Genomic DNA, 12723 nt, shown 5'->3' on the forward strand with positions numbered 1-12723 from the left:
CGCATACTTTCCTACCCAGGAAAGCCCCGGGGGATTCGAACCAGACGGCGGAAAGCTGACTGGAGCCGACACTCGAATGGCCATTACCGCACTTGATCGATCGGCCGCTTCTCGCCGCGCGGAGACATCCGGGTCAGTCCTCGATCTCTCTATCTCAGCCGGGTTGAAGGTGCTGGCACTCCGTTTGGAACCAATAGTCGACCAGGCGCTGTGCCGCTTGTAGATCATCCGGGTAATACGGATCATCAAACCACGGTGACGGGTCGTAGCCCGCTTTCCTCAAGGCAGCGAGTTCGCTTTGGTGCTGCGCCATCGTAGGGGGCGCGTTTGTCTTGAGCGCCGCCAGGTCGCGGCACTCTGTCGGAGTGAGGTGCGGCCCGGCATACGGCATGCCACCAGCGACACAGCCGGCGAGCAAAATCACCAGAGCGGGAAGTATTGACTGTGTTCCAGGCCGATTTCTCATAGTACGTCTCCTTCCCTGCGCCGCGCCGTGAACCAACTCGTAGTGCGCACCGTTGCCGCTGCGGGTGGAAAATGCCCGCCTTCGACGCATGTCACTTCGAAGCCGGAGCCGGCGTCGCCTTCTCTCACCACCTTGTAGATGCCACACGTCTGAACCTTCTCGCCCGGTTTGTGCCCTTCGGCCCTATCACGCTCCTTCGGTTGATCCGCCGCAGGAGCAGCAAGCATCGTTCCTCCCAGCTACCGCGGAGGTTGGTCAGCGAGGCGCGCCGCGAATAGGATCGCGCGCGGTTCGCATCGGCGGAGTCTCGGTCAGATTCAACGTGTGCCAAAGATATCTGCATCCAGATCCCGCACACCTGCAGGTATCGTCCGGCTATGACCTTTGACTTCTTTAACGATTCTGATGACCTTCTTGCCCGTTGAGGAATAGAACGTCATAGCCTTCGCAATGTTTTCGGGCGATGTAAGTCTGCCGCCACCGACCTCTACCAGCGGCATGATGTGGGACGGATTGAATGGATGTCCCAGGACGATTCGTTCCGGGTACTTCGCGCCTGCTTGAATGTCGCTGATCGCCAGCCCCGACGACGACGATGCGATGATCGCCTCTGCCCTTGCCACCGATTCGATGCTCACGATCAACGCGTGTTTGATATCCAGACGCTCAGGGCCGCTTTCTTGAATGAAATCGGCGTTGCGCACCGCCGAGCCCACGTCAGGCGTGAACGTCAACTTGTCCCACGAGGCGCCGTCTGCAAGCCCGCGCCTCTCCACTACAGGTCAACTATCGTCGATCCAGTTGCGCAGGCGCGACTCGGCCCCCTGGCTGGGATCGGTCGCCGTGACGGCGAAACCATGAGCCAGGAAGTGTGTCACCCAACCCGCGCCAATGACATCAGTGCCGACGACGGCGACGTTGACGGCTCGCGTTGTCATCGGTTAGCCCTCCTGGCAGGCAGCGTGGATTGTTTCGCGCAACGGCCGCAGCCCAATGATCTTCCGTGCTTCAGCCGGCGTGGCCGGCTCGTAACCCATCTCGCGGACCAGGCGAACAAGCCGCTCGACCAGGTGAACATTGGTGGCCAACTGACCTTGTCTGTTAGTAGAAGTTGTCTTCGAGTCCGACGCGCACGTCCTCTCCCAGCAACAGCGAGTTCATCACGGCAGGCAACTGCGCGGCGCCGATAGCGCTGACGTTGAAGACGGCGTTGCGGGGCAGATGATCGATCATCGTCTGCAACAGCCGGGGCGTGTAGGGCAACGCGCCCTGGAACGCATTGGCGCCGATCACGATATTGATAAAGTGCGGCGCATCGTCAAGCCCCTCGTTGATGGCGCGCTGAACATCCTGGACGATGTCGGCGAGGCGGACCGGCCACAAGGGGGCCCTCGACGACGTAGGCTACATCGTCGACAATCGCCATAAATTTGACGCATGCGGGCGTCTTATCAGTTGTGTCGCGCCGTTCCGGAAGCCGATTGATCGAATCCAGGCGGCGAACAATCTGCGTTCGAATGCGCTATCAGGGATATGACACGCTCTTCGAGACCCTCCCGCATCCGGCTGCAGGATGCTCCGCAATGAGGGCGGCCGAATCCGGTCGGATACTCCTCATTGCATTGCAGCAAAGGCGCCGCCGCCGTCCGCACCGGCAGGCGCGCAGTTCGCCCCTTGCCGATCCCCCGCTCCTTGCCTGCCGCGACGTCACTGGATCAGCGGCACCACGCCGAGCTTTTCAGCCAGCATCCTTTCGTAGACACCAAAGTGCAGATCGACCTCTTCCTGGGTGACCACGGTCACGAAAATAGTGATCTGCGCGGGCTGCAGGCCCAGGACCGTCGCGATCGCCGCTTCCAGCTGGGGCGCGCATAGCCGGTCGTCGGCGAACGTGGTGCCGACAGCAATCTCGTAAGCGGACTCCTGACGGAACACCACTTCAACCAGCCGCGCCCGGGCACTCATGTTGCTGTCGATCGCCAGCCGGATGACCTCGACCGCCGTGCGCATCGTCTCAGTCGGGAACCCCTTTGTTGAGCGCAACCGGATACGGTGACGCCCAAGAGTGAGCCAATCGTATTCGAATTCCATGGTGTCCTCGCATGGTGTTGCAGGGTGTCGTGAACGTAGGGGTGTGGCAATCCAAATTCAAGAACAAAAAGTCGCCATGGCCCACTTGAAATTTCTGTTTTCAGTCCTATCTTGAATATCGCTCAGGCAGTCGCGCCGGCATTCCGGCGCGCTGCGTGTTTCGATTTGTTTGCCGCAGCATGGCAGACGGACTGGAGCGCGTATGCCGGTTCGTTTCCCTGCTGCATCCAAGGAGGAAACGATCATGAGTGATCTCTACTTCGGGACCGACATTTTCAGCGAGTTCGACCGTCTGCAACGGCAGATGGCGAGCCTCTTCGGCGGTTTCCCGTCCAGTATCCGCTCGGGGCGCCTGGGCGCCTTCCCGCAGGTCAACATCGGTTCGACCGACGACTCTATCGAGATCGTTGCGTTCGCGCCCGGTATCGATCCGGCGCATCTCGACGTATCCATCGACAAAGGGCTGCTGACCATCAGCGGCGAGCGCCAGACAGGACAGCCGGAAGCGGCCGGCGACGACGTGCGTACTTATGCGCAGGAGCGGTTCGTCGGCACCTTCCGGCGCGTCATTGAACTGCCGCAGCATGCGGACCCTGACAAGGTCACGGCGCAGTACACCAATGGTTGCCTGACCGTGAGCATCGGCAAGCGGGAGACGTCGAAGCCGCGGGCCATCGCTGTTCAATGAAACCGGTCGCAGAACTGAGGAGGACATCATGAACGACACGACAGAACTTGCCAGGAAAGACGAAACGGCGGTGGCCCGTCGCGAAGACGAGCAGTCGCAACGCCCGATCACGCTAACGCCGCCCGTAGACATCTTCGAGGACAGCCAGGGCATCACCCTGTGGGCCGATCTGCCCGGCGTTACAAAGGACCGCCTTGATGTGAAGGTACACGATGGCAACCTGTACATCGAGGCCGAGGCGGTGGTGCCCACGCCTGCGGGGCTGCGCCTGCAACATGCGGAGATCCGCCAGCCGCATTTCGCGCGGGCGTTCGCTCTTGGGGCTGACTTCGACGCAACGAAAATCGATGCGAACCTGAAAGACGGCGTGCTGAAACTGACGATACCGCGCCGCGACGAAGCCCGGCCGCGCCGGATCGAGGTGCGGACGGACTGAAGTCGGCAGGTGGGCAGCAACGACAGGGAGAAAACCGGTGGCGGTCGTCTGGCCGCCACCTACTGACTGCGGAGGCCTGGATGCGGACGTCATACATGAATGCTGGCGCGGACGCACGCTCAGCATACGGCGCGGTGCCGGTACGGAGCTCAGGAGGCGCCGCGGATCGCGAGGCGGCCGTGGCGGCGTTCCGCAGATGCAGTCCGGAATGTCGAGGGCAGAGTCGCGACTTCAGCGCAATGACAGGAATCCGGTTCTCCGGCCAGACTGTAGAGGAGGATACGATGAATACGGATCCGAAAAAGTGGAATCCCTTCAAGTTCCTACGCGGGGCGGCCCGCAAGTCCGATGCGGACAGCCCGGAAAGCCCCCCGGCGAACGAACAGTGGCGTGCCCCGTGGCCTGACATTCCGCGGCTGTTCGCACGCGAACCGTGGCGTGCTTTGGAAGAGTTCTTCCATGACCCGTTTGCAGGTCGCGGCGCGCTCGAACGATGGTTTGGCGACTTCAGTTCATCGCGCTTCCAGCCGCGCATCGACGTGGTCGACGAAGGGCAGGTGTTGCGCGTGACCGCCGAGCTGCCCGGGATGGAGCGCGAAGACCTGAGTGTGAGCGTCGAGGACGGGGCGATCGTGTTGCGCGGCGAAAAGAAACAGGACGTACGCAGCGAGGAAGACGGCTGCTACCGGCTCGAGCGCGCCTATGGAAGCTTCATGCGCACAATCCCGATGCCGGAAAACGCCGACCCCGATCACGCCCTGGCAAAGTTTGACAATGGGGTGCTCACGTTGACCGTGCCAAAATCGGAGCCGGCGCGATCCACGAGTCGCACGATCGATATCGGCTAGGGCAACCAGGCAAGAAGTGCCCTGGTCGCGGCGGACATCGGGCGAGCCGGGCCGTTAGCTCAGCTGGTAGAGCAGCGGACTTTTAATCCGTTGGTCACTGGTTCGAATCCAGTACGGCCTACCCCGTCGGCTCGCTTGAGTCGGACCTTTGCACGCGCGACAAGGCTGGATAGCCGGTGGCCGGTCACGGGGTGCCGGATGAGCGCATCGGCTCGAGCCCGGCTTGCGGAAACTTTCTCGTCAGCGTGTAGCTGGACGACCGAAACCAACCTCGCAGAATTTCCATAGACTGCGCGAAACCCCGCTGAGCTGTTGAAAGACGCCACCCGAATCGCTACCTCAACAGGAAGGACAAGCAGGAGGAATACGCTTCCCTCACCATCTGTTGGAACTGTCGCCCTCGGCATCGCTTTCGCCCGGAATTCGTCTACGTCGACATGTCTTCCGCAACCATTGATCTCAGTTCCGTACCTCCAAAGATTAAGTGGCGTTGGCGCGAGTCCGCGCCAGCCAAAGGGGCGCTGCCGCAGGTGAGTTCGTCGCTGGTCAGCATGCTGGCTACTTTCTCCGTGCTCGCAATCGGGTACGTGATCCGACCGCTCGGCGGAATTGTGCTCAGTAGCTGGGGCGACCGGTATGGCCGGCGTCCAGTGTTTCTCGGCTCAATCATTGTGGTCACGAACGCGACGATCTGTCTTGGTCTGCTGCCCAACTTTCAGAGCTGGGGCATGACCGCATCGATCCTGTTGATCCTGCTGCGCATGCTTCAGGGTTTTTGCGTCGGCGGAGAAATGCCCGGCGCGATTACCTATGCAGTGGAAGCCGCGCCGCATCGGGCGGGGCTCGCCGCGGGCATTATTATCTGCGCGGTGAACCTGGGTGTTTTGCTGGCCACATTCGTCAACCTCGGCATCCAGACCTACCTGTCCGCCACGGACGCGGCGGCGTATGGCTGGAGGATCGCGTTTCTTTTCGGCGGCGTTTGCGGGATCGCTTCCTACCTGATGCGCCGTAATCTGGACGAGTCGCCCGAGTTCAAGAGGATGCAAGGAGCTGTCGTCAAACAGCCGTTTCGCGAGACCTTGCGACGTCATGGCAAAGCGGTCGTGACGGGGGCACTGGCGATCGCCGTGATGGCCGGCGTCAACGGCATACTTTATGGCCACATGCCCGCCTACCTCGTCCAGCAACTGCACTATGCACCACGGACCGCGGCAGTTGCCCAGAACGCTTATCTGATCGTCAGTTCCCTCGGCCTCCTCGCCGCAGGCTGGCTCGGGGACAAAATTCCACGCCGGTACCTGCTTCGAGCGTCAGCGGCGCTGCTGATCGCATTGAGCTACCCGTTCTATGAAGCGCTGGCGAGTCACACCGTCAATCCGGTGGTGCTGTTTGTGCTTGCCGGCCTGGTTTTTTCACTGGCAAGCGGGACATGGGCGTCGGTGCTCGCCGACCAATTCCCTGTCCAGGTCAGATTCAGCGGAATCGCGCTGGCTTACAACCTGGCCGTTGTCGTATTCAGCGGCTTTGCGCCCTTGCTGGCGACCATGCTGATTCGCATGACCGGCTCCCTGGCAGCGCCAGCCTGGTATGTCATCGCCGCATGCACGGTCGCGCTGCTTGCGAGCTATGGGTTGCCGACGGGAAAGTCTCGGGCCGGGTCGCCTTCGAAGACAGATGGACTGAGCGGCGAACTGTTGCGTTGAGCCGAATCGAGCCACGACGCGGCCGGCACCGTCTCTGACAAGAGGTATCCATGCAGTATTTCCGGGAGATTTACGATGAAAGATGCGTCCATTCAGGCCGCCGTCGAGGCGTTGGAACAACAGCGCTGCGACGCCACGGTGGCTGGAGACCTGCTCAAACTCGCGTCGCTACTCGACGACGATCTGACGTTCGTCCATTCATCTGGCTACGTTCACGGCAAGTCGGAGTATCTGTCCTTCCTTACCGAGAAGATCAAGGTGCGTCAAATCGTGCGTCCGCAACCGCTCGCGTATAGGTTCCTGCCAGACACAGTGATCACGACGGGCCATCTCGAGCAATCCCTGGTGCGCAGGACCGATGGATCTGAGCTCAACATTCGCGCGCTCATAACTGAAATCTGGGTCAAACGCGAGGGCGGCTGGAAACTGCTGCATCTCCATTCTGGGCGCTTGCCGGATTGACGCAGATCCCTATCTTGCCGTCCATCTCGGGGTAAGCCTGGACACCGATCCTGAACAGGTTCGCGATCTTCTGCTGGGGGCCTATCAGGCGCACCCGTCGATTCTCGACCATCCGGCGCCATCGATCATTTTCAGTCAACTGACGCCCGACGGCATCACGCTGAGCGTCACCAGCTATGTCCGCAGCCCCGGATCACGGGGGATATCAAGAGCGATCTGCTGTTCGAAATCCTCAAGCGATTACGTGCGGCGAAGATCCCACTGTCGAAGCCGCAAACCGTTATGGTCGGGAATCTGCATGACCAGAGTCGCGCCGCCTTTGCCACAACCAGCTTATCGGTCTAGCGTCCACCGGAGCAGGAACGAGTTGGAGGTCAAGAAACCAGGCGGGATCAGCGCGTTTTCGTCGAAAAATCCGGCGGCATAGTGCGTCCAACTCACGCGGTCCGCTCGGACTAATAATGCTTCTCGGACTGCAGATCGTCGATCACTAACGCGAGAAGCATGCCAGCACGCGAGTCGCCCGCTCATGCGCGCCAGATAGGTTTCGCACGGCTCGGTATGCGCGGCGATGTCGCTACCTGGTGCCCCGCAATCTGGGTGGTGCATAGGGGACCGCATTCGGCCCCATTGCAGTGCGTGCGCGTTGCAGGCGCTCGCCCGTCAAGGTGCGCACCGCAACGCGGCTACCCTCGATATGGCGCGCGATCAACGCAACGCTACGATCCGTTTCGCGACTACGAATCGCATCGAGGATCGCGACATGTTCGTCGTAGGTTTCGTCGATGCAGTCGCCATACACGAGATCGAGCCGCCGCACGACCCGGATGCGATCGGTCACGCGCTGCATCGCATTGGTCAGCTCGGCGTTATCGGCGGCCTGCACGAGGGCGTGATGAAATGCTTCGTCGAGCGCGACCATCTCGCGGCCGTCACGCCGACGATGAGCAGGCGGGATCTTCCAGATTTGTTCGAGCTGACCGAGCATCTGTGCGACGCCTTCGGAGAGCTCTCCTTCGGCACTCGCAAGCTTCGAGACCGCAAAGGTTTCAATCAGCTTGCGCATTTCGTACAGGTCTTCGAAGCGCTTGAAATCGACCGGCACGACTTCCCAGCCGCCGCGCACATAGCCGCGCATCAGGCCGTCGCCTTGCAGGCGCTGCAAGGCCTCGCGCGCAGGCGTACGGGACACGCCGAAGCGCTCGGCGATGCTGCCTTCCGTCACGCGGTCGCCGGGCAGCAGGCGCATATCGAAGATATCTTCGCGGACACTGACATAGACATGATCAGCCCGCGAGGGGGGAATGCCGGTGATGTCGTTCACGCTTGGAACCTGAGTTGGCGAGTGTCGGGACTGAGATTATTGTCCGACCCGAACGCGCCATGTCAACACGCGATGAAAAAACCGGCATCGCACGGACATCAGCCGCCTGCCCGCGCGGCCTCGACCGCCGCATTCAGCGCAAGGATGCTGGTCTGGAACGCGATCCCGTCGATGACCGAGATGATCTCCGCGATGCGCGCCGACGACGCCCGTATCCCATGCATCGTCTCCACCACCCGGCCGACCGCCATGCCGCCTTCGCCAGCTGTTTCCGAGGCGTGCCTGGCAAGCTCGTCCGCGTGTCCCGCGTTCGCAGCGTTGGTGGCCACGCTCGCGTCGAATTCCTTGAGTGCGCCGGTGGCCTGCTCGAGCGCGCTGGCCTGGAGCTCGGTGCGCGCGCCAAGATCGGCATTGCCGGCGGCAATCGCGTGACACATGTCGGCGACTGCATCGGCGCCATCGCGCACCTGTCCCACGATGTCCGCGAGCGCTTCTCTCATCCGCACGACAGTCGCCATCACGCTACCCGTATCGCCGGTGCGCAACTCGGCGCGCTGGGAAAGATCGCCGCGCCGGATCGCATCGGCGAACACGATCAGCTCCCGCGGCTCGGCGCCGAGCGACCGGCCTATGTTGCGCACGACAAGCACCGCAACGCCAAGACCGATCACGCACGCAAGCCCGGTCAGCGCGAGCATCATCAAGCGGAAATCGACGCTTATCCGGCGTGCCTCGGCGCCGCCCTGCCGGTTCAGTGCTTCCTGAAAGTCGATCAACTGGTTGATTGCCGCGAGCCACTCGACCAGCGCGGGGCGCGCTTGCTGGAGCAGCACGGTGCGTGCCCCTTCGGTGTCGCCGGAGGTTTGCCGTGCAATCACCTCGTCGATAAACGGCGTGGCCTTGTTGCCCGCCGCGATCACGCGCGAATAGATAGCGCGCTCGGCTGCGGTGATGTCGGTGCGCTGCGCGTAGACGGCGGCAAGCGGCTTTGCCGCCTCGTCATAATCCGCCGCGAGTTGAAATGAGCAACCGCCACGGCGCCTGCGTGGCAACGCAGCTCAATTTCTCATGAATATATCGTCACCTGACGAGTTGCGGTGGAGACGACTCGGGCGATCGCAGCGATAACACCGGCGAGCCGCCCTGCGCCGACGCGCAATGCGCTATAGCGCAGGCAGCAGGCTCGGCAGGCTCGTCAGGAAGGCGCGCACGTGCATGGCAATCACGGCTGCGGCGGGCATGCTGTTTTCATTCGAATAGATGCGGCGGCGAATCGCCAGATGAGACACGGCGCCATGTAACAGCCAACCCACTTCGCCCAGTTGTGTCGGGTCGGCGGGCATGCGTAGACCCAGTTCATACGCGGTCTCCGTGACGATGATCTCGAGCGCATGGCTGACGATCGCGTTCGTATAGGCTGGCGCGGTGTGCAGGCCCTCGAGCGACGAATAAAGGAAGAGCCTCAGCCAGCGGCGCGTCAGGAGCGTGTCATAGTACTCGCAATAAAACCGGTTGAGTCGGCTTTCAATCGGCACACTTCGGTCTTGCAATTGAACGAACCAGATTGCGTCGAAGATTCCGACGACTTCCCGCTTGTAGACTTCATCAATCAAAGCGGCCTTGCTCGGGAACAGGCTATATAACAAGCGTTGCGATACGCCGCAGGCTTCCGCGATGGCGCGGGTCTGCGCGCCGAGACCATGCTCCGCGAAATATTCCGCGGCCTTCTCCAGCACGCGCGCCTGACGCTCGGCGCGCGGCAAACGCTGCGGCGCTTTTTTCATCGGCCGCTTGACCGGCACGCGGTCGGCGCCGGTTCCACGGCTCGGCTTCTCGATAGTCCCTTTGGTCTTCATAGCTCCCTAAGCTCTCGGATCATAGCTGTTATCATCACATGACGATTTACGTTTTGATAAAGTATACACCCCGGGCGTGGGCGGCAGTCCCGCGCTGCCCTGCATGACCCTCGCATTATCTCAGCCGTTGCGAAGCGAGCGTCGTCCTTGCTGCTGGCAACTAACCTGGAACCGGATGTTCGTCCATGTCCGCGTTGCCACGGAGGCATCGTGATGGGAGTCGGCGTGACGGCGCCCGCATTGGCATCGAATCCCGCCCAGCCGATGGCGGGCCGCCACGAACGCTCTCTTTAGCAAGCCTGAAGCACGTTGATGACGCGGCTCACGAGCAACAGGCGCGTATTGTGTCCATATTCGGCCATATGCGCGGAGGCCCCGTGCGCCCTCAACGCTTCCGCGCTTTCCCAGCGCTCGATGACAGCGAACGTGTCCTTGCCGAGCGGTGTCTGAATCGTCCCGAACTCAGGTACGTCGATGACGGCCTCGTAGCTGATGCACCCCTCTTCGGCCAACACCGCCGGCCGGTTCTTGTTGAAAAGCGCCAGCACGGCTTCGCGTTGACCGGGCTGTGCAGTGATTGTGGCAATGACATGGATCATCCGGGTACTTCTCCTTTTCTGTTTCGGCGCCGATCGCCGCGTGCAATCATAGCCGCGTTTGCGTACGTTTGCCGATAGAGCCTCATCGAGTTCGGACCGCACTTCCGACGTGGCTCGTCAGCGATTCGATCCGTCACTACATCGCGACGCTCAGCACGCTCTTGCCTATCTGAACATGACCGCGGCGTAATGCAGAGGTCAGCCTCGCGTCACCCCATCTGCGGACAATAGAGCTTACTCACCCTCGCGGCGGTGGCGCGGCGAGACCCCAGGCTTCATTCATCGTGCTGGAAGCTGACCACAATTAACTTGAGAGGTAATTCACCATGAAGACTCTGATCTATGCAGCGTTGGTTGCCAGCGCACTCGTCGTCCCCGCAGTCTCCTTTGCACAGGACGTCACTGCCCCGCTGACGCGCGCCGAAGTGCGCGCGGACCTGGTGCAAGTCGAACAGGCCGGGTATCGCCCGAGCGCCAATGACTTGCACTATCCAGCCGATATTCAGGCTGCGGAGGCGCGTATTCACGCGCAGGATGCCACGACGCCGAGCAGCATGGCAGTCGGCGGAGTGTCAATGAACGGCTCCTCGCAGTCGGGTGCGCCGTCGACGCCCGCAGGTACTCACTCGATCTACTTTGGTCACTGATGCACCTTCATGTGCATGTCATCCGTGAATCGTCGCTTGACTCTCCACCTAAAGCGATCTTCATCGAGAGGTGAGTGACGATCATCCTGAACGATACGACTGTAGGTTACCTTGATGTCGTGCAGGCGCAGACCGTCGCACTCGAAGCACAACGCAGCATGCTCGATATCCAGACACGCAAGCCAAGTGCCAACGTACAACTGCTGCATGCGCTGGGCGGCGGATGGTCGAGCGATGAACTCGCCCAAGTGGCTGCCACGCCGGCACTCGTCGCGACAACGATGGCGCACGGCGCAAATTGAAGGCCTGCACAGGGCGCAACCGGGAGGGGTGACCCGGTTGCGCACGCTGTCGATAGCATGCGTAGCAGTCCGATGTGGCGGAACCTCTTCGGAATGCCGCGACTCTAGAAATTCTCTTGTGCGTCTCCGGCTTACGAACCGTGCCGGGGAATCCGCCCAAAGAAAAGATGCTTGGGATCATTGAACCCGGGCGTCGAGGGGTGGCCTGTCGTGACGAGCGAGTCGACGAAGTCTTCGTCTTCGGCGCTCAGGCGATAGCTCAAGGCTGGCAGATAATCGTCCCATTGCGCCACGGTGCGTGGTCCGGCGATGGTTGAACTGATATAGCTGCTGTTGAGCACCCACGCGAGTGCGAATTGTCCCGCACTCAGTCCACGCGCCTCTGCATGCTCGCGAACGCGCCGTGCCAGCTCCAATGATTCGGGCCGCCATTCGGCCTGCTGCAAGCGGCGGTCGCCGCGCCCTGCACGCGTATCGGCCGCGGGCGTCACGCCCAATTCGTATTTGCCGGTCAGCACGCCGCGAGCGAGTGGGCTGTACGAAATCACGCCGAGGCCGTAACGGTGCGCGGCTGTCAGCTGTTCGGCCTCGGCCTGCCGATTCGCGAGGTTGTAGAGCGGCTGACTGGCTACCGGGGCAGCGAGACCCAGTGCCTGGGCGGTATGACTGAATTCGGCGATCTTCCATGCGCGATGGTTCGACAGGCCGTAGTAGCGCAATTTGCCGGCCTGGACCAGATCATTTAGCGCGCGCACCGTTTCATCGACCGGCGTGTCGTGATCTTCAGCGTGGAGGTAAAGCAGATCGATATAGTCCGTCTTCAGGCGCTTGAGGCTGGCCTCAACGGCTCGCACCATGTGTTTGCGCGACGCGCCGCGCGCATTGACGTCACCATCGCCGAATGGACTGGCAAATTTCGTCGCCAGCACCCAGCGATCGCGCCGGGCGGCGATGCAACGCCCGACGACACGCTCCGATTCACCGCCAGCGTAGACGTCGGCGGTATCGATCGAGTTGACGCCTTGTTCATGCGCCTGGTCGACGATGCGTGCCGCGGTTGCTTCGTCGGTCGGATCGCCGAACAGCATCGTCCCAAGCGTCAGCGTCGAAACCTTCAGGCCGCAGCGGCCGAGTTGGCGATATTCCATATGAGACTGTTCCGTTAATTTGAAGGATCTAACCTGGGAATTCCACGTGACACATCCATAGAGACGGGCACGTCGAGACCAGGTGATTGAAGCGACGACAGTTGGCACCCTCGTCTGGGCAACGCACCATTAGGGCCGTGCAAGGCTCCG

14 protein-coding genes, 1 tRNA gene and 3 pseudogenes are annotated in these 12723 nt (G+C 61.5%); 9 read left to right on the plus strand and 9 right to left on the minus strand.

Annotated elements, in window-relative coordinates; genetic code table 11:
• Positions 1-154: 154 nt before the first annotated feature.
• The 4 genes and pseudogenes from HDG33_RS17385 to HDG33_RS17400 all read right to left on the minus strand — a co-directional run bounded on the left by HDG33_RS17385 (position 155) and on the right by HDG33_RS17400 (position 2557).
• The gene (locus HDG33_RS17385) at positions 155-466 is read right to left on the minus strand and encodes a DUF4148 domain-containing protein (protein WP_184031349.1); all 312 of its coding nucleotides are present in this window, start codon (positions 464-466) and stop codon (positions 155-157) included.
• Positions 467-783: 317 nt separating this feature from the next.
• Positions 784-1404: pseudogene (locus tag HDG33_RS17390) on the minus strand (3-hydroxyacyl-CoA dehydrogenase NAD-binding domain-containing protein).
• A 3-nt stretch (positions 1405-1407) separates the two neighbouring features.
• Positions 1408-1852: pseudogene (locus HDG33_RS17395) on the minus strand (3-keto-5-aminohexanoate cleavage protein); the annotation flags it as partial.
• A gap of 321 nt (positions 1853-2173) precedes the next feature.
• Positions 2174-2557 carry a hypothetical protein gene (locus HDG33_RS17400; protein ID WP_090809669.1) on the minus strand — a complete coding sequence of 128 codons (384 nt, stop codon included), beginning with the start codon at positions 2555-2557 and terminating at the stop codon, positions 2174-2176.
• Positions 2558-2801: 244 nt separating this feature from the next.
• Between HDG33_RS17400 and HDG33_RS17405 the strand changes: the two genes are divergently transcribed.
• The 7 genes and pseudogenes from HDG33_RS17405 to HDG33_RS17435 all read left to right on the plus strand — a co-directional run.
• Positions 2802-3245, plus strand: coding sequence for an Hsp20/alpha crystallin family protein (locus HDG33_RS17405; protein WP_184031852.1), 444 nt, complete (start codon positions 2802-2804; stop codon positions 3243-3245).
• 28 nt (positions 3246-3273) lie between these two features.
• On the plus strand, positions 3274-3681 hold the full coding sequence (locus HDG33_RS17410) for an Hsp20/alpha crystallin family protein (protein WP_184031351.1): 408 nt from the start codon (positions 3274-3276) through the stop codon (positions 3679-3681).
• A gap of 284 nt (positions 3682-3965) precedes the next feature.
• The gene (locus HDG33_RS17415) at positions 3966-4529 is read left to right on the plus strand and encodes an Hsp20/alpha crystallin family protein (RefSeq protein ID WP_184031354.1); all 564 of its coding nucleotides are present in this window, start codon (positions 3966-3968) and stop codon (positions 4527-4529) included.
• Positions 4530-4577: 48 nt separating this feature from the next.
• Positions 4578-4650 (plus strand) — tRNA-Lys (locus tag HDG33_RS17420).
• Positions 4651-4966: 316 nt separating this feature from the next.
• Positions 4967-6235, plus strand: coding sequence for an MFS transporter (locus HDG33_RS17425; RefSeq protein WP_184031356.1), 1269 nt, complete (start codon positions 4967-4969; stop codon positions 6233-6235).
• Positions 6236-6310: 75 nt separating this feature from the next.
• The gene (locus HDG33_RS17430; RefSeq protein WP_184031359.1) at positions 6311-6697 is read left to right on the plus strand and encodes a nuclear transport factor 2 family protein; all 387 of its coding nucleotides are present in this window, start codon (positions 6311-6313) and stop codon (positions 6695-6697) included.
• 37 nt (positions 6698-6734) lie between these two features.
• Positions 6735-7042 (plus strand): annotated as a pseudogene (locus tag HDG33_RS17435) (DUF3772 domain-containing protein); the annotation flags it as partial.
• A gap of 232 nt (positions 7043-7274) precedes the next feature.
• On the opposite strand, the gene HDG33_RS17440 reads toward HDG33_RS17435, so the two are convergent.
• The 4 genes from HDG33_RS17440 to HDG33_RS17455 all read right to left on the minus strand — a co-directional run bounded on the left by HDG33_RS17440 (position 7275) and on the right by HDG33_RS17455 (position 10476).
• Complete coding sequence (locus HDG33_RS17440) at positions 7275-8021, minus strand: GntR family transcriptional regulator (RefSeq protein ID WP_184031365.1); 747 nt, start codon at positions 8019-8021, stop codon at positions 7275-7277.
• Positions 8022-8119: 98 nt separating this feature from the next.
• Entirely contained in the window at positions 8120-9073 is a 954-nt protein-coding gene (locus HDG33_RS17445; protein WP_184031367.1) for a methyl-accepting chemotaxis protein, read from the minus strand.
• A gap of 111 nt (positions 9074-9184) precedes the next feature.
• Entirely contained in the window at positions 9185-9823 is a 639-nt protein-coding gene (locus HDG33_RS17450) for a TetR/AcrR family transcriptional regulator (protein WP_311548329.1), read from the minus strand.
• Between the two features lie 344 nt (positions 9824-10167).
• The gene (locus tag HDG33_RS17455) at positions 10168-10476 is read right to left on the minus strand and encodes a putative quinol monooxygenase (RefSeq protein ID WP_184031371.1); all 309 of its coding nucleotides are present in this window, start codon (positions 10474-10476) and stop codon (positions 10168-10170) included.
• A gap of 326 nt (positions 10477-10802) precedes the next feature.
• Here HDG33_RS17455 and HDG33_RS17460 point away from each other — a divergent pair, with 326 nt between their 5' ends.
• Positions 10803-11123, plus strand: coding sequence for a DUF4148 domain-containing protein (locus HDG33_RS17460; RefSeq protein ID WP_184031373.1), 321 nt, complete (start codon positions 10803-10805; stop codon positions 11121-11123).
• Positions 11124-11197: 74 nt separating this feature from the next.
• Positions 11198-11425: a hypothetical protein gene (locus HDG33_RS17465; protein ID WP_260330458.1), complete on the plus strand. Its 228-nt coding sequence runs from the start codon at positions 11198-11200 to the stop codon at positions 11423-11425.
• 131 nt (positions 11426-11556) lie between these two features.
• Here HDG33_RS17465 and HDG33_RS17470 read toward each other — a convergent pair whose 3' ends face one another.
• A complete protein-coding gene (locus tag HDG33_RS17470; RefSeq protein ID WP_184031854.1) occupies positions 11557-12573 on the minus strand; it encodes an aldo/keto reductase in 1017 nt (338 codons plus the stop codon).
• Positions 12574-12723 lie beyond the last annotated feature (150 nt).

This window comes from Paraburkholderia sp. Cpub6 (genome assembly GCF_014201065.1).
In the GTDB taxonomy this organism is placed as follows: domain Bacteria; phylum Pseudomonadota; class Gammaproteobacteria; order Burkholderiales; family Burkholderiaceae; genus Paraburkholderia; species Paraburkholderia tuberum.

Coding starts and splice junctions, on each gene's coding strand:
- HDG33_RS17385 (WP_184031349.1), bottom strand. CDS start 466: ATGAGAAATCGGCCTGGAACACAGTCAATACTTCCCGCTCTGGTGATT.
- HDG33_RS17400 (WP_090809669.1), bottom strand. CDS start 2,557: ATGGAATTCGAATACGATTGGCTCACTCTTGGGCGTCACCGTATCCGG.
- HDG33_RS17405 (WP_184031852.1), top strand. CDS start 2,802: ATGAGTGATCTCTACTTCGGGACCGACATTTTCAGCGAGTTCGACCGT.
- HDG33_RS17410 (WP_184031351.1), top strand. CDS start 3,274: ATGAACGACACGACAGAACTTGCCAGGAAAGACGAAACGGCGGTGGCC.
- HDG33_RS17415 (WP_184031354.1), top strand. CDS start 3,966: ATGAATACGGATCCGAAAAAGTGGAATCCCTTCAAGTTCCTACGCGGG.
- HDG33_RS17425 (WP_184031356.1), top strand. CDS start 4,967: ATGTCTTCCGCAACCATTGATCTCAGTTCCGTACCTCCAAAGATTAAG.
- HDG33_RS17430 (WP_184031359.1), top strand. CDS start 6,311: ATGAAAGATGCGTCCATTCAGGCCGCCGTCGAGGCGTTGGAACAACAG.
- HDG33_RS17455 (WP_184031371.1), bottom strand. CDS start 10,476: ATGATCCATGTCATTGCCACAATCACTGCACAGCCCGGTCAACGCGAA.
- HDG33_RS17460 (WP_184031373.1), top strand. CDS start 10,803: ATGAAGACTCTGATCTATGCAGCGTTGGTTGCCAGCGCACTCGTCGTC.
- HDG33_RS17470 (WP_184031854.1), bottom strand. CDS start 12,573: ATGGAATATCGCCAACTCGGCCGCTGCGGCCTGAAGGTTTCGACGCTG.